We start from the raw sequence: 17,431 nt of genomic DNA on the forward strand, positions 1-17,431 counted from the left end.
TTGCCATACCTGCTAGTATACCAACAAACGTTTTTCCAGTCAATTACCATGCTCCCAAAAGCCGGGCAAAGGCAAGCAAAATCACCAGCCCAATCACATTGGCCACCAAAAACAGCAACACATAGGAAGCAGCCTTCTGAGGTTGTGCTTTCAAAAACGCTTTCAATGAGATCAAACTGGCCAGGGATGCGATCGGCGTACCCAGACCGCCCAAATCTGTTCCCAAAAGCAATCCTGTTCCATCCTGCGTAAAACCGCTGAGCAGTACAGCTGCCGGAACATTGCTGATGAACTGACTTGCTGCCGCGCTGGCCAAAAGCGCACTTTGGGAAAGTACACTCTCCAAAAGGGATTGCACCGCTGGGATTGCACCGATGTTATCTGCAAAGATAAAAAAGCATACAAAAGTGGCCAGCAGTGCATAATCAATGGATTTAAAGAGGGAGCGGTCGCAAATCAGCAGGCCCAGACAAACCAAAGCCAACACAACGCCATACGGCAAGACCCGAAACACACACAAAAGGCATAACAGAAACAAAACAGTTATCACCGCCAGTGTTCCCGGTTTGCGAATTGACTGGTCCTGACCGAAGCGCACCTCGCAAGCGCGGCCACGGCAGCACAGAGCTGCAACAGCAAGACACACAAAACTGACAGCTGTGTACGGCAGAACCGCTTGAAAAAACTGTCCTGGTGTAAACCCGTAAGTAGAATACAAAAACAAATTCTGCGGATTGCCAACAGGTGTGGCCATGCTTCCCAAATTGGCCGCAATGGTCTGCAATACCACCACCGGGCCCGTCAATTTTTGCTGTCCGGAATGCTCCAGAACCAAAATTGCAAACGGGACAAACGTTATCAACGCCACATCGTTGGTGACAAGCATGGACACAAAAAAGGGCAACATCACCAAACTTAAAACCAAAACCTTTACCGGCCGCTTACCGGACAGCAATTTCTGTGCCAGAAGTTCAAACAGCCCGCAGCGCTGAAATCCTGCCACAACTGCCATCAAACAAAACAAAAGGGCCAACACCCGAAAATCGATTGCTTCCAGATACTCCATTCCCGGCGGTTGCGCAGGGATGGACAAAAGCATGCAGACCGCTGCACAGACCAGCACCGGCTCTTTTTTGCAAAAACGCTTCAATGTTACCAAGATGACGCCGCCCTCTCTTTTTTCCTCTTCATTATAAAAAATTTTCCGGCTGGGAACAAGCGTTCCAATAAAAAAGCACCCGTATGCAACGGGTGCTTTTGAGCGTTCCTTAAATTACTCGTTGATCTTGGAAACAACGCCGGAACCAACCGTACGGCCGCCCTCACGGATAGCGAAGCGCAGACCTTCCTCGATAGCGATCGGGGTGATCAGCTCAACGTCCATGGTGACGTTATCGCCGGGCATGCACATCTCAGTGCCTTCGGGCAGAGTGATGACACCGGTCACGTCGGTGGTACGGAAATAGAACTGCGGACGATAGTTGTTGAAGAACGGAGTGTGACGGCCGCCCTCATCCTTTTTCAGGATGTAAACCTGGCCCTGGAATTTGGTGTGCGGGTGAATGGTGCCCGGTTTCGCCAAAACCTGACCACGCTCGATCTCGGTGCGCTGAATACCACGCAGCAGAGCGCCAACGTTGTCGCCAGCCTCAGCGAAGTCCAGCAGCTTGCGGAACATCTCCAGACCAGTGATAGTGGTCTTCTTCTTCTCGTCAGCCAGACCAACGATCTCAACCTCTTCGCCGACCTTGACCATGCCGCGCTCAACACGACCGGTAGCAACGGTGCCACGGCCAGTGATGGTGAACACGTCCTCAACAGGCATCAGGAAGGGTTTCGCGTCGTCGCGCTCCGGAGTGGGGATATAGCTGTCAACAGCGTCCATCAGCTCCAGGATGCATTTGTACTCAGGAGCATTGATGTCGGTGCTGCTGGACTCCAGAACCTGCAGAGCAGAACCTTTGATGATGGGGGTGTCGTCGCCGGGGAAATCGTACTCGGTCAGCAGATCGCGGATCTCCATCTCGACCAGATCCAGCAGCTCGGGATCGTCAACCTGGTCCACTTTGTTCATGAACACAACGATATAGGGCACGCCGACCTGACGGGACAGCAGGATGTGCTCACGAGTCTGGGGCATGGGGCCGTCAGCAGAAGAAACAACCAGGATAGCGCCGTCCATCTGAGCAGCACCGGTGATCATGTTTTTAACATAGTCAGCATGGCCCGGGCAGTCAACGTGGGCATAGTGACGGGTATCGGTCTCATACTCAACGTGAGCAGTGTTGATCGTAATGCCGCGCTCGCGCTCCTCAGGAGCTTTATCGATGTTGGCATAATCGGTGAACTCAGCGTCGCCTTTCATAGCCAGCACTTTCGTGATAGCAGCAGTCAGAGTGGTTTTACCATGGTCAACGTGGCCGATGGTACCAATGTTAACATGGGGTTTGGAACGCTCAAATTTAGCTTTAGCCATTGGAATTATCCTCCTTTTTAATAAGACCCGTTTCTTAAGGCAATTGTACTAAATCAGCCCTAAAAAATCAAGTATTTTATTCGTGTACAGCCAAACCGACCAACAGTGATCGGTTTGCTGTACAAAAGGCATTAGTCGTTGGACTTAGCCCGGCCCGCCATAATGCTCTCGGCAATGCTCTTGGGCACTTCCGCGTAGTGGCTGGGCTCCATGGAATACTGTCCACGGCCCTGCGTTTTGCTGCGCAGGTCGGTGGCGTAACCGAACATGTTGGACAGCGGGACCAGAGCGTCGATCTGCTGAGAACCGCTGCGCGCCTCGGTGCCCTGAATCTGGCCGCGGCGAGCGTTGACGTCGCCGATAACATCGCCCATATACTCATCGGGAACAATGACAGCCACTTTCATGATGGGCTCGAGAATGACAGGATCGGCTTTGCGCATGGCCTCTTTGAAAGCCATGGAACCGGCGATCTTAAAGGCCATCTCCGAAGAGTCGACCTCGTGATAAGAACCGTCGTACAAAGTGACCTTAACATCCACAACGGGATAGCCAGCAAGCACACCAGCCTGCATAGCGCCCTGAATACCCTGATCGATCGGTCCGATGAACTCTTTGGGGATCGCGCCACCAACGATGGCATTGATGAACTCGTATCCCTTGCCCTGCTCATTCGGCTCGATTTTGATCTTAACATGACCATACTGGCCTTTACCGCCGGACTGACGAGCATACTTGGTATCCTGATCAGCCGCACGGCGAATGGTCTCACGGTAGGCAACCTGCGGAGCGCCCACGTTGGCCTCTACCTTGAATTCACGCAGCAGACGGTCAACGATGATCTCCAGGTGCAGCTCGCCCATGCCGGCAATGATGGTCTGGCCAGTCTCCTCATCCGTATAGGTACGGAAGGTGGGGTCCTCTTCCGCCAGTTTCGCCAGCGCAATGCCCATCTTCTCCTGACCAGCTTTGGTCTTGGGCTCGATGGCAACGCGGATAACAGGCTCGGGAAACTCCATGCTCTCCAGAATGATAGGGTGCTTCTCGTCGCACAGAGTATCGCCCGTGGTGGTGTTTTTCAGACCAACCGCAGCGGCGATATCGCCCGCGTAGCACTCTTCAATATCTTTGCGGTGGTTCGCATGCATCTGCAGGATGCGGCCCAGACGCTCGTTCTGGTCCTTCACGGAGTTGTAAACCGTGGTACCCGCTTTCGCGATACCGGAGTATACACGGAAGAATGCCAGTTTGCCCACAAACGGGTCGGTGGCAATCTTGAACGCCAGCGCAGCCAGAGGAGCATTGTCGTCAGAAGGACGGCTCTCTTCTTCGCCGGTCTCCGGGTTCACGCCCTTGATGTCCTCGATGTCGGTCGGAGCCGGCATGTAGTCCACAATGGCGTCGAGCAGTTTCTGCACGCCTTTATTCTTATAGGAAGTACCGCAAACCACCGGAACGATGGTGTTGGCGATGGTCTCCTTACGGATCGCTTTCTTCATCTCGGGGATGGTCAGCTCTTCGCCGTCCAGGTACTTCATCATCAGCTCTTCGTCGCTTTCAGCAACGGCTTCGATGAGTTTGTCGTGATACTCGGTGGCCAGGTCCATCATATCCTCGGGGATCGGCTCCACGCGGATGTCCTTGCCCAGGTCATCGTAGTACACATAGGCCTGCATCTCCAGCAAATCGATGATGCCTTTGAAGGTCTCCTCTTTGCCGATGGGCAGCTGGAGAGGCACCGCGTTCGCTTTCAAGCGGTCTTTAATCATGTCCAGCACGTGATAGAAATCCGCGCCCATGATGTCCATCTTGTTGACGTAGATCATGCGGGGGACATGGTATTTGTTGGCCTGATGCCAAACAGTCTCAGACTGCGGCTCAACGCCACCCTTTGCGCACATAACGGTCACAGAGCCGTCCAGAACGCGCAGGCTGCGCTCTACCTCAACGGTAAAGTCCACGTGGCCCGGGGTGTCGATGATGTTGATTCTGTGTCTGTTCTTTTTGGCTTTGGCCGGGTCGTTCTGAAACTCGGTGTGGCTCCAGTAGCAGGTGGTCGCAGCAGAGGTGATGGTGATACCACGCTCCTGCTCCTGCGCCATCCAGTCCATCGTAGCGGCACCGTCGTGCGTCTCACCAATCTTGTGATTGATGCCTGTGTAGAACAGGATACGCTCGGTGGTGGTGGTTTTGCCCGCGTCGATGTGAGCCATGATGCCGATGTTTCTGGTCATTTCCAAAGAAACGTCTCTAGGCATAGTTTCCTCCTAAAGTGTTGACACAGATTAATATCTGTAGTGTGCGAAAGCCTTGTTGGCCTCGGCCATCTTGTGCGTATCCTCGCGCTTTTTGCAGGCGCCGCCGTTGCCGTTGCAGGCATCCATGATCTCACCGGCCAGGCGCTCGCACATGGTGCGCTCGCTGCGGGTACGGGAGTAAGTGGTCAGCCAGCGCAGACCCAAAGTCTCGCGGCGGGCAGGACGCACCTCCATGGGAACCTGATAGTTGGCACCGCCGACACGGCGGGATTTGCACTCCAGCACAGGCATGATGTTCTCCAGTGCTTTCTCAAACGCTTCCAGGGGATCGTTGCCGGTTTTCTCCTTCACGATCTCGAAAGCGTCGTAAACGATTTTCTGGGCCACGCCTTTCTTGCCATCATACATGATGTTGTTGATCAGGCGGGTCACCATTTTGGAATTGTACAAAGGATCAGCCAAAACGTCACGCTTTGCAACATTACCTCTTCTGGGCATCTTATCTTCCCTCCTTCATAAAATGATATCATCGGTACTCAAAAGTAATGAACTCCTGTACGGCCACGGAAAAGGCAGATCTATCTGAAAAGCCTTTTATGCGGCGATTGTACTTTTTAAAAGGTGTTTTTTACTTCTTGGCGCCGGCCTTGGGGCGCTTTGCACCGTATTTGGAACGGGCCTGTTTGCGGTTGGCAACACCCTGGGTGTCCAGCGTACCACGGATGATGTGATAACGAACACCAGGCAGGTCCTTCACACGGCCGCCGCGGATCAGAACAACGCTGTGTTCCTGAAGGTTGTGGCCTTCGCCCGGGATATAAGAGGTGACTTCGATGCCGTTGGACAGACGCACACGGGCAACTTTACGCAGAGCAGAGTTCGGCTTTTTCGGGGTCATGGTACGAACTGCAGTGCAGACGCCACGTTTTTGCGGGCTGTTCGCGTCCAAATACGCTTTCTTCTGAGAGTTGTAGGACTTCAGCAGAGCAGGAGCAGTGGACTTCTGGACAAGCACCTCACGGCCTTTGCGCACGAGCTGGTTAAAAGTAGGCATAATTTTCCTCCTTTCTCAAAATATCAAATTTATTATTGCAGCGGGAACCCGCTTGCAACCAAAAAATGGACATGCTGCCGCCTTGGCGCAGCAATTCTATTTTAAAGGGTAAAGCCCGTTCTGTCAACAGAAAAACAGAGAAAATTTCAGCATTTTGCCAAACTTTTTTGCTGTTTTCTACAGCACATACTTTCGTTGACGCTCAGCGCCGTGCAAGAAGTGTTTTTACACACTGCGCAAAGCCCGCGCCGGACTGCTGTCCTGCAAGAAACGTCGGTTTGTGGGAAAGCTTTTCCAAAAACGGTGCGATGTTCGCCACTGCGCAGCTCATTGGAAAATAACCGAACATGGGCTCGTCGTTGGGGGAATCGCCAAAAAACAGGACGGATTCCCGCGGGTCTGTCTCCCCCGTCTCCTGCAGAAACAGTTTTGCCATGCTGACTTTATCGTAATCGCCGTACCAGGTATTGACATGAATGGAACTGATTTTCGCCTGCGCTCCCATCTTCACGCAAATGTCCCGGATCTGCTCTGCTGCAGCCAGGCCCAGGTAAGGCGGCTCCTCATTGAAGTCAATGGCCACATCGTAAATGCGTGCGAACTGATCTCCGGAGACGCGGCAGCCGGGCACCCCTTTCAGGCACGCCTGCTTCACCTGTTCCAGCCGTCCCTGTACATCTCCGGTCGCGACCGATGGGTGCAAAAACACCCGCTTATGCCCTTCTTTCAGGTAGTAGACAAACGCACCATTCTCGCCGATCACCGCATAAACCGGCCACTGCCGGACGATCAGGTCGCACCATCCGGCCGGGCGGCCCGTTACGGGAATAACACGGATGCCCGCTTCATGGAGATCCCACAGCGCACTGTAAGCGCGGGCGGTCAGTTTGCCATCTGTGGTAATGGTGTCATCAATATCACACAGCACATACCGTACCGAACGCGCTTCCCCGGAAGTGATGGATTCAAAATCACGCATGAAAAGCACCTCTCATAAAGGAAAGAGGGGGTCAAGCCCCCTCTTTCTCGGTTTCTTACTCGTTGGCCAGTTCTTCCACCGTAGGCTCTACATTGCGCGGATCGCGTGCTGCCAGAGCAGATTCGACCTCGGGGATGCCCGTGCCTGCGGGAATCAGCTTGCCGATGATAACGTTCTCTTTCAGGCCCATCAGCGGGTCGACCTTGCCCTTGATCGCGGCATCGGTCAGCACGCGCGTGGTCTCCTGGAACGATGCGGCAGACAGGAAGGAATCGGTTGCCAGAGAAGCTTTGGTGATACCCAGCAGGACGCTGGAACCAGTGGCGAACCGCAAGTCCTCTTCGCCTTCCGCCATGCGTGCGGCGACTTTCTCGTTGGCGTCGCGGAATTCGGATTTGTCCACAACCGTGGCGCTGATCAAGCCGGTGCTTCCGGCGTCTTCCACGCGGATCTTGCGCATCATCTGAAGCACGATGACCTCGATGTGCTTGTCGCAGATATCAACGCCCTGCAGGCGGTAGACCTTCTGAACTTCGCTGATCAGATAGTTCTGCACAGCGATGGGGCCTTTGATGGCCAGGATATCCTGCGGATAGGCAAAGCCCTCGGTCAGGATGTCGCCTTTCTCCAGCTGATCGCCGTCCGCCACGCGAATGCGCTGGCCGAAGGGAATCAGATAGCTCTTCTCGCTGGGAGCGCCGTTCTCATCCACACCTTCCACCACAACATGGCGGTTTTTCTTGGTGTCGTCGATGTGCGCCACACCCGCGATCTCGGTCATGATTGCCAGATTCTTCGGGCGGCGTGCCTCGAACAGCTCTTCAACACGGGGCAGACCTTGCGTGATATCTTCCGCCGATGCGATACCGCCGGTATGGAACGTACGCATGGTCAGCTGGGTGCCCGGCTCACCGATGGACTGCGCCGCGATGATGCCGACAGCCTCGCCCAGGCCGACCAGTTCGCCGTTGGCCAGGTTCGCGCCGTAGCACTTGCAGCACACGCCGTGACGGGCGTCGCAGCACAGAACGCTGCGGATCTCCACTTCCTTGATGCCTGCGGCCACGATTTTCTTGGCGTCGTCCTCGGTCATCATCTTGTCCTTGGAAACCAGAACCTCACCTGTGGCGGGATCCAGCACGTCATTGACCGTGAAGCGGCCCTGCAGACGCTCCTCCAGCTTTTCGATCATCTCGTTGCCTTCGCGAATATCGGAGATCATAATGCCATGGGTGGCACCGCAGTCCTCTTCGCGAATGATAACATCCTGAGAAACGTCTACCAGACGGCGGGTCAGGTAACCGGAGTCCGCCGTACGAAGAGCGGTGTCGGCCAAGCCTTTTCGGGCGCCCTTACCGGCGATGAAATATTCCAGAATGTTCAGGCCCTCACGGTAGTTCGCACGGATAGGAATCTCGATGGTCTTACCGGAGGTATTGGCAATCAGGCCGCGCATACCGGCCAGCTGACGGATCTGCGCCATGGAACCACGGGCACCGGAATCCGCCATCATGAAGATGGGGTTGTGCGCATCCAGGTTTTTCTGAAGGGCAGTGGCCACATCCTCAGTGGTCTTGCTCCAGACTTTGATGACGCTGTTGTAGCGTTCATCGTTGGAAATCAAGCCCTTATTGTACTGCTTGGTGATCTTGGTGATCTGCTCCTCAGCAGTGGCCAGAAGTTCTTTCTTCTGCGGCGGGATCACGGCGTCGCAGACAGCGACGGTGACCGCAGCTTTGGTGGAGTATTTATAGCCCTGCGCTTTGATGCGGTCCAGCATCTCGGCAGTGATGGCCGTACCGTGCACATGGATGCAGCGGTCGATGATTTTGCCCAGCGTCTTTTTGGTGACCAGGAACTCGACCTCATAGCGGAACTTATCCTCATCGGAGGTGCGATCCACGAATCCCAGATCCTGGGGAACCGGCTGGTTGAAGATGATGCGGCCCACAGTGGTATCCACAATGCGGCTGCATTCCTGCCCGTCGATCTCCATGGTGCGGCGCACCTTGATTTTCGCCTGCAGGGTGACAATGCCTTCCTGATATGCCATGATGGCCTCGTTCTCATCGCGGAAGATCTTGCCCTCGCCCTTGTCGCCGTCGTTGACCATCGTCAGGTAATAGCTGCCCAGAACCATGTCCTGCGTCGGGACCGTAACAGGTTTGCCGTCGGCCGGTTTCAACAGGTTGCCGGAAGCCAGCATCAGCATACGGGCCTCGCGCTGTGCTTCCACAGACAGAGGTACGTGAACAGCCATCTGGTCGCCGTCGAAGTCCGCGTTGAACGCGGTGCAGACCAGAGGATGCAGCTTGATGGCGCGGCCTTCGACCAGCACCGGCTCAAAAGCCTGGATGCCCAGACGGTGCAGCGTAGGCGCACGGTTCAGCATAACGGGATGGCCTTTGATGACCGTCTCCAGAGAATCCCACACCTCGGTGCGGGTGCGCTCGACCATTTTGCGGGCAGACTTGATGTTGTTGGCAATGCCTTTCTCCACCAGGTCCTTCATGACAAAGGGTTTGAACAGCTCCAGAGCCATCTCCTTGGGCAGACCGCACTGATACATTTTCAGTTCCGGTCCGACCACGATTACGGAACGGCCGGAATAGTCTACGCGCTTGCCCAGCAGGTTCTGACGGAAACGTCCCTGCTTGCCTTTCAGCATGTCGGACAGGCTCTTCAGCGGGCGGTTATTGGGGCCGGTGACCGGACGGCCGCGACGGCCGTTGTCGATCAGCGCGTCCACCGCCTCCTGCAGCATGCGCTTCTCGTTGCGCACGATGATATCAGGCGCACCCAGCTCCAGCAGGCGTTTCAAACGGTTGTTCCGGTTGATGACGCGGCGATACAAATCGTTCAGGTCGGAGGTGGCAAAACGGCCGCCGTCCAGCTGAACCATGGGGCGAATGTCGGGCGGGATCACGGGGATGACATTCATGATCATCCACTCGGGGCGATTGCCGGACACGCGGAAAGCTTCCACAACTTCCAGGCGCTTGAGCAGGCGAATGCGCTTCTGGCCGCTGGCGTTCTCCAGCTCTTCTTTCAGCTCGGCAGAGAGCTTTTCCAGATCGATCTTCGCCAGCAGTTCCTGAATGGCCTCGGCGCCCATGCTCGCCTTGAACTCGTCCTCGTAGCGCTCCAGCATCTCACGATACTCTTTTTCGGTGAGCAGCTGTTTTTCTTCCAGCGGAGTGAAGCCCGGATCGGTGACGATGTACGCTGCAAAGTAAAGCACTTTTTCCAGCAGACGGGGGCTGATGTCCAGCATCAGGCCGATGCGGGAAGGAATGCCCTTGAAGTACCAGATGTGGGAAACCGGCGCGGCCAGTTCAATGTGACCCATGCGCTCACGACGCACTTTTGCGCGCGTAACTTCTACGCCGCAGCGGTCGCAGATCTTGCCTTTGTAACGAATGCGCTTATATTTGCCGCAGTGGCACTCCCAGTCCTTGGTCGGTCCAAAAATGCGTTCGCAAAACAGGCCGTCCCGTTCCGGTTTCAGAGTGCGGTAGTTGATGGTCTCGGGTTTCTTGACTTCACCGTAGCTCCAGTTGCGGATCTGATCCGGAGAAGCAAGGCCAATTTTGATCGAATCAAAAGCGTTGAATTCCATGAAACGAACCCTTTCTTTCTCTTGAATTTGGTGAGTCTCCCCCGCCCGCGCGGTGCGCGGCGGCGGGGGGATGCGTCTTGGACTTACTCTCCGTCGCTCAGCCCATCGTCAGAAAGGCCGAACAGACCGTCGTCTGCAAAAAGAGAGTCGTCGGGTTCAATGTCGAGGCCCGCGTCTTCCGGTGCGTCCTCAATGCTGTAATCGTCGTTCAGTTCGCCTTCCACGACCACGTCGTCGCCGATGGCGAGATCTGCACCATCAAAGCCCATTTCGTCTTCGTCATAGGTCTGCTTGATGTCGATTTCGTTGCCGTCCACATCCTGCACGCGAACATCCAGGCCAAGGCTCTGCAGCTCTTTCATCAGCACGCGGAACGCCTCGGGGATACCCGGCTGCGGCACAGGCTGACCTTTGACAATGGCCTCATAGGTCTTGACACGGCCCACCACGTCGTCCGATTTGACGGTCAGGATCTCCTGCAGCGTGTAAGCAGCGCCGTACGCTTCCAGAGCCCAAACCTCCATCTCGCCGAAACGCTGACCGCCGAACTGAGCCTTGCCGCCCAGAGGCTGCTGGGTGACCAGACTGTACGGACCGGTAGAACGGGCGTGGATCTTATCGTCGACCAGATGATGCAGTTTCAAATAATACATGTAACCCACGGTAACAGGGTTATCGAACTTCTCGCCGGTGCGGCCGTCGTACACAACGCTCTTGCCGTCTTCGCTCTTGCCCGCCATGCGGAACATTTCGCGAATATCAGACTCGTGCGCGCCGTCGAAGACCGGCGTCATCACTTTCCAGCCGAGGGCGGCAGCAGCATAGCCCAAATGGACCTCCAGCACCTGACCGATGTTCATACGGGACGGAACGCCCAGCGGGTTCAGCACGATATCCAGCGGCGTGCCGTCCTCCAGGAAGGGCATATCCTCCTGCGGCAGAATGCGGGACACAACACCTTTGTTGCCGTGACGGCCAGCCATCTTATCGCCTACGCTGATCTTGCGCTTCTGGGCGATGTAGCAGCGGACCACCTGGCGCACGCCGGGCTGCAGTTCGTCGCAGTTTTCAGGGGTGAACTCTTTGACATCCACAATGATGCCGTACTCACCATGAGGCACACGCAGAGAGGTATCACGCACCTCGCGTGCCTTCTCGCCGAAGATGGCGCGCAGCAGGCGCTCTTCCGCGGTCAGCTCGGTCTCGCCTTTGGGTGTTACCTTACCGACCAGAATGTCGCCGGCAGACACTTCCGCACCAATGCGGATAATGCCGCGCTCGTCCAGATCTTTCAGCGCTTCCTCACCCACGTTGGGGATGTCGCGGGTGATCTCCTCGGGTCCGAGTTTCGTCTCGCGGCTCTCGATCTCATACTCCTCAATGTGGATGGAGGTATAAACGTCTTCACGAACGATCTTCTCGTTGATCAGAACGGCGTCCTCGTAGTTGTAACCTTCCCAGGTCATGAAACCGATCAGAGCGTTTTTGCCCAGAGATATCTCACCGTTCTTGGTCGCGGGACCGTCTGCCAGAACGTCACCTTTTTTGACCTCGTCGCCTTTGTTGACGATGGGGCGCTGGTTGATGCAGGTGCCCTGGTTGGAACGCATGAACTTGATGAGCTCATACTCGTCAGTGGTGGTCTTGGAGGTGCGCACGATGATCTTATCGGCAGTCACTTTCTCAACCACACCGTCGTTTTTGGCCAGAACACACACACCGGAGTCGCAGGCCGCTTTGTATTCCATACCGGTTGCCACAATGGGCTGCTCCGTGACCAGCAGAGGCACTGCCTGACGCTGCATGTTGGAACCCATCAGCGCACGGTTGGCGTCGTCGTTCTCCAGGAAGGGGATCATTGCGGTAGCCACAGAGACCACCATCTTCGGCGAGACGTCCATGAAGTCCGGACGGCTCTTGTCAACCTCGATGATCTCATCGCGGTAACGGCAGGATACACGATCGCGCATAAAGTGGCCTTCGTCGTCCATCGGCTCGTTGGCCTGCGCAACAATGTACTCGTCCTCTTCGTCGGCGGTCATATAGACCACTTCATCCGTGACAACGCCGCGCTCTTTGTCGATGCGGCGATACGGCGCCTCAATAAAGCCGTACTCGTTGATCTTCGCAAAAGTGGCCAGATAGGAGATCAGACCGATGTTCGGTCCCTCAGGCGTCTCGATGGGGCACATGCGGCCGTAATGCGAGTAGTGAACGTCGCGGACCTCGAATCCGGCGCGGTCACGGGACAAGCCGCCCGGGCCCAGTGCGGACAGACGGCGCTTGTGCGTCAGCTCTGCCAGCGGGTTGTTCTGATCCATGAACTGGCTCAGCGGAGAAGAACCAAAGAATTCCTTGATCGCCGCCACCACGGGACGAATGTTGATGAGAGACTGCGGCGTGACAACTTCCATGTCCTGCGCCTGCAGCGTCATGCGCTCGCGGATCACACGCTCCATACGGGAGAAGCCGATCCGGAACTGATTCTGCAGCAATTCGCCTACGCTGCGAATGCGGCGGTTGCCCAAATGGTCGATGTCATCGGTAGTGCCGATGCCGTGCGCCAGACCGTTCAGATAGTTGATGGAAGAGAAGATATCATCCACCGTGACCGTTTTTGCGATCAGCTTGTCGTGGTTTTTCACGATCAGCGCTTTCTGCTCTTCCACGTCGCTGGTCTCATCCAGGATGGCACATACCTCGGCAAAGTTGACGCGCTCGTCAATGCCGCACTCCGCTGTGTCGAAGGAGAAGAAGTCATTGGCGTTGACCGTGCCGTTGGAAATGACCTTCACTTCTTTTTCATCCACAGTCACATAGACCACGCTCACGCCGGCGCGCTCAGCCGCCATGGCGGTCTCCATGGTGATCTTCTCGCCAGCGGCAGCCAGCAGCTCGCCCGTCAGGGGAGCGATGATATCACGGGCGGCAATCTGGCCCGCAATACGCCGGCCGATGGCCAGCTTCTTGTTCATTTTATAGCGTCCGAACCGGGACAGATCATACCGGCGCGGATCAAAGAACAGCCCGTTCAAATGGCTGGACGCGCTCTCCACTGTGGGGGGCTCACCCGGACGCAGTTTGCGATAGGTTTCCAGCAGGCCCTCTTCCTCGCTCTTGGTGGGGTCTTTGGCCAGTGTGGCCTCAATGCGCTCGTCGTCACCGAAGAAATCGCGGATCTTCTGATCCTCGCCCAGGCCCAGTGCACGAATCAGCACGGTCACAGGGATCTTGCGGTTTTTATCAATGCGGACGTAGAACACGTCATTGGCATCGGTCTCATACTCCAGCCATGCGCCCCGGTTGGGGTTCATGGTTGCCGTAAACAGCTCCTTGCCGGTCTTGTCATAACTTTTGCCGAAATACACGCCCGGGCTGCGAACCAGCTGAGACACGATCACGCGCTCGGCGCCGTTGTACAAAAACGTGCCGGAGTCGGTCATCAGCGGGAAATCTCCCATGAAGATCTCCTGCTCTTTCACCTCGCCCGTCTCCTTGTTCAGCAGGCGCGCTGTCACGCGCAGAGGAGCGGCATAGGTGGCGTCGCGTTCCTTGCACTCTTTGATGCTGTATTTGGGCTGGGAATCCAGGCGGTAATCGATGAAGTCCAGCACAAGGTTTCCAGTGTAGTCCTCGATCGTGGAAATATCACGGAAGACCTCCTTCAGGCCTTTGTCCAGGAACCACTGATATGAGTTTTTCTGAACCTCGATCAGGTTCGGCATATCGATGACTTCATCGATCTTGGAAAAGCTCATGCGCTCGGTTCTGCCAAGTTGTACGGGCTTGACTTTCACCATAATGTACGACCACTCCTCTTTCTCCAACGTTACAGGGCTTACAAAATGCGCATAAACAGCCTGTCCGACCCATGTTTTTTGGCGTTTTGCACAAATATTTTCGCCATTTTTGTTCACATGGTGCACACTAAGCCATTATGATACATTTAAGCATTATACCCCACAAAACACAAGCCGTCAAGGTGCTTTTTGAAAAAAAAGTGACGAAAAAACCACACTTGGCACACAAGGCGCCGTGTGTGGTTTTACGCATTCAGAAGTCAACATCGCCGTCCAAAAGCATCTGGAAATTGACCTTCTGTAATTTTTCATTGATCTCGTCGCTCAGCTTTCGAAATACCTGCTGAAACGTACAGACGCCCGATGCGCCGCGGTTGCACACTCCGTCCTGGGTGCATCTGGACAGATGATATGGTCCTTCCACCGCGTTGATCACGTCTTTCAGGCTCACCTGGGCAGGCGGATTTGCCAATTCGTAGCCGCCCCGGTTTCCTTTGTAGCTGTTTACGATTCCGTTGGCAGCCAGTTTTCCGAGAATTTTTAAGGAGAAACGAAGCGTGACGCACATCTCCTCACTGATGCTGCGGGCGTCCCGCCGGGTGCCACTTTTGGCCAGACAATACACAATGCGAATCGCGTAATCCGATTCCTGCGTAATATGCAATGATGCCACTCCTTTAACTATACTGTATCAATTAACTTTAATCATAAAAAAAAGCGCAGCATTTGTCAAGCGACCGCGCTTTTTTTCACAAAGTCCACACTTATACCCCACGGGACCGTCTGGCATGCACCAGCACAGGCACTTCATACGCCAGCATGACCAGCCAGCCGCCCAGCTGCGCAAAAGCAATGCCCTCAATGCCAAAACCCGGCGCCAGCAGGAAGGTGAAAATCACCCTGCCCAGCATTTGAATCGACGTGGAGAACAGCGTGACCTTCAAATCGCCCATGCCGCGAAAATACCCCTGAATCCAGTTGGTGCAGGCCGGCAGAAGATAGAACAACGCCATCCAATGCAGATATTTTGTTCCCATCTCCACCACGGCTGCATCATCCGGCACGAAAAGCCCCATGATCCCCCGGGCCGACGCCAAAACAATCAGCGCCAGAACCGCCCAGTACGCAGCTTCCAGCACCGCACCCGCACGGAACCCCCGTTCAATGCGCTCTGTTTTGCCGGCTCCGCGGTTCTGTGCAATAAACGTGGTCATGGCATGCGCAATGTTTTGCTGCGGCGTATATGCAAAATCATCCACACGATTCACCGCATTGAACGCAGCGATGGTATCCACACCCAGGGTGTTGACGCAGCTTTGCACCAGCAGTTTTCCAATGTACAGCGCCGCTTGCTGCAACGCCGTCACCCAGCTGTATCCGACGGTCCTGCGCAAAAGATCCCGCCGCGGGAAAAGCTGCGCGCGGCCCGGACGGAGCAGCGGAATGCGCAGCCACACATACGAAACGCACAGTACGCCGCTGAACGTCATGGCCAGTGCCGTGGCCAGCGCCGCGCCTTCCACCCCCATGCCCAAAACCGCTACGAACACATAGTCCACCACGATGTTGGCACAAGCGGATGCAGCCACAAAAAACAGCGGTGTTCGGGAATCCCCCACCGCGCGCAGCGCGCTGGCAAAAAGATTGTACAAAAACGTGAACGGAAGCGCAGCGCACACAATTTGCAAATACAGTGCCGCCGATGGCAGCAGGCTCTCCGGCACTCTGGTCAACCGAAGCAGCGGGCCCGCCAGACCGCCGCAGAGCAGCGCCAGCACCAGCGTAAACCCAAGGCCTGCCGTCAGCGAGGTGCCGATTTCGCAGCGCAGTGTCTCCCGGTCCTGCGCCCCGAAAAATTCGCTCATCAAAACGCCCGCCCCCAGGCAGGCGCCCACCACCAGAAAAGTGATGATGTTGACCACCGGGCCGGCGGCTCCCACAGCCGCCAGCGCTTCTTTGCCGACGAACCGCCCCACGATCACCGCATCGGCCGCATTGTACGTCAGCTGGAACACATTGGCCAGAACCAAAGGCAGCGTAAAGCGGATCAGCGGACGCATCACGCGCCCCTGTGTCATATCCGTCGCCACAACGTCTCCTCCTCAAAAAAGTGGGCCCCGAAGGCCCACTTTTATTTTTTCAGTTTTAATCCAGGAAGTCACGCAGCTTTTTGGAGCGGGAGGGATGCCGCAGCTTGCGCAGAGCCTTGGCCTCGATCTGACGAATGCGTTCACGGGTGACATTGAACTCCTTGCCCACCTCTTCCAAGGTGCGGGGACGGCCGTCCTCCAGACCAAAACGAAGGCGCAGGACTTTTTCCTCACGGGGCGTCAGGCTTTTCAGCACATCGCCCAACTGTTCCCGCAGAAGCGTGTGACTGGCTGCCTCAGCCGGAACCGGAGCATCCTCATCGGGAATGAAATCTCCCAAATGGCTGTCCTCTTCCTCACCGATGGGCGTCTCCAGACTGACCGGCTCCTGAGCAACACGCATGATCTCGCGCACTTTGTCCACCGGCATATCCAGCTCCAGCGCAATTTCGTCCGCAGTGGGCTCATGGCCGTTGCGGTGCAGCAACTGGCTGGAAACCTTTTTCACCTTGTTGATGGTTTCCACCATATGCACCGGAATACGGATGGTGCGGGCCTGATCCGCAATCGCGCGGGTGATGGCCTGCCGGATCCACCAAGTGGCATAGGTAGAGAATTTAAAGCCCTTGGTGTGGTCGAATTTTTCAACGGCCTTGATCAGGCCCAGGTTGCCCTCCTGAATCAGATCCAGGAACTGCATTCCGCGCCCCACATAACGTTTGGCGATGGACACCACCAGACGGAGGTTGGCCTCCGAAAGGCGCTGTTTGGCCTTTTCGCCATCCGGGCCGCCGCTTTGAATCTTAATGGCCAGATCGATCTCTTCTTCCGGGCTGAGCAGCGGAACACGGCCGATCTCTTTCAGGTATACCTTGACCGGGTCGTCGATGGAAACGCCCTCAGCCGTCAGCGCAGATTCCAGCACATCCACCGTGTCTTCGGTGAGCGTAAATTCCTCAGCGTCCGCGTCCGGTTCTTCCACAATCTCGATGTTATTGGCTTCCAGCGTCTCGTAGAGCTTGTCCACCAGCTCCACCTCGAAGCCCATCTCTTCCAGCGTATCGTTGATTTCTTTGGTCGTGACCTTGCCGGCGCGTTTGCCCTGTTCCACCAGGTTCAAAATGATGTTTTTCTTCTCTCCCATAATGACTCCCT

11 protein-coding genes are annotated in these 17,431 nt (G+C 55.8%); all 11 read right to left on the minus strand.

What is annotated here, in order from left to right; translation table 11 throughout:
• Window positions 1-43 precede the first annotated feature (43 nt).
• Window positions 44-1,159, minus strand: a complete 1,116-nt coding sequence (locus tag WMO24_RS10645; protein WP_349216420.1) for an SLC13 family permease — start codon at window positions 1,157-1,159, stop codon at window positions 44-46.
• A gap of 114 nt (window positions 1,160-1,273) precedes the next feature.
• A complete protein-coding gene (gene tuf / locus WMO24_RS10650) occupies window positions 1,274-2,476 on the minus strand; it encodes an elongation factor Tu (protein WP_349216421.1) in 1,203 nt (400 codons plus the stop codon).
• Window positions 2,477-2,607: 131 nt separating this feature from the next.
• Window positions 2,608-4,734, minus strand: a complete 2,127-nt coding sequence (gene fusA / locus WMO24_RS10655; protein WP_349216422.1) for an elongation factor G — start codon at window positions 4,732-4,734, stop codon at window positions 2,608-2,610.
• A gap of 27 nt (window positions 4,735-4,761) precedes the next feature.
• Window positions 4,762-5,232, minus strand: coding sequence for a 30S ribosomal protein S7 (rpsG, locus tag WMO24_RS10660; protein WP_349216423.1), 471 nt, complete (start codon window positions 5,230-5,232; stop codon window positions 4,762-4,764).
• A 130-nt stretch (window positions 5,233-5,362) separates the two neighbouring features.
• A complete protein-coding gene (gene rpsL / locus WMO24_RS10665) occupies window positions 5,363-5,788 on the minus strand; it encodes a 30S ribosomal protein S12 (RefSeq protein ID WP_349216424.1) in 426 nt (141 codons plus the stop codon).
• A gap of 202 nt (window positions 5,789-5,990) precedes the next feature.
• Window positions 5,991-6,767 (minus strand): HAD-IIB family hydrolase, encoded by a 777-nt coding sequence (locus tag WMO24_RS10670; RefSeq protein ID WP_349216425.1) that lies wholly within the window; start codon window positions 6,765-6,767, stop codon window positions 5,991-5,993.
• A 55-nt stretch (window positions 6,768-6,822) separates the two neighbouring features.
• Window positions 6,823-10,386: a DNA-directed RNA polymerase subunit beta' gene (gene rpoC / locus WMO24_RS10675; protein ID WP_349216426.1), complete on the minus strand. Its 3,564-nt coding sequence runs from the start codon at window positions 10,384-10,386 to the stop codon at window positions 6,823-6,825.
• Window positions 10,387-10,469: 83 nt separating this feature from the next.
• A complete protein-coding gene (gene rpoB / locus WMO24_RS10680; RefSeq protein WP_349216427.1) occupies window positions 10,470-14,186 on the minus strand; it encodes a DNA-directed RNA polymerase subunit beta in 3,717 nt (1,238 codons plus the stop codon).
• A gap of 253 nt (window positions 14,187-14,439) precedes the next feature.
• Window positions 14,440-14,850, minus strand: coding sequence for an RrF2 family transcriptional regulator (locus WMO24_RS10685; RefSeq protein WP_349216428.1), 411 nt, complete (start codon window positions 14,848-14,850; stop codon window positions 14,440-14,442).
• Between the two features lie 100 nt (window positions 14,851-14,950).
• Window positions 14,951-16,276, minus strand: coding sequence for an MATE family efflux transporter (locus WMO24_RS10690; protein ID WP_349216429.1), 1,326 nt, complete (start codon window positions 16,274-16,276; stop codon window positions 14,951-14,953).
• Window positions 16,277-16,331: 55 nt separating this feature from the next.
• Window positions 16,332-17,420, minus strand: a complete 1,089-nt coding sequence (rpoD, locus tag WMO24_RS10695) for an RNA polymerase sigma factor RpoD (protein ID WP_349216452.1) — start codon at window positions 17,418-17,420, stop codon at window positions 16,332-16,334.
• Window positions 17,421-17,431 lie beyond the last annotated feature (11 nt).

It is taken from the genome of Ruthenibacterium intestinale, from assembly GCF_040096265.1.
Classification (GTDB): domain Bacteria; phylum Bacillota; class Clostridia; order Oscillospirales; family Ruminococcaceae; genus Ruthenibacterium; species Ruthenibacterium komagatae.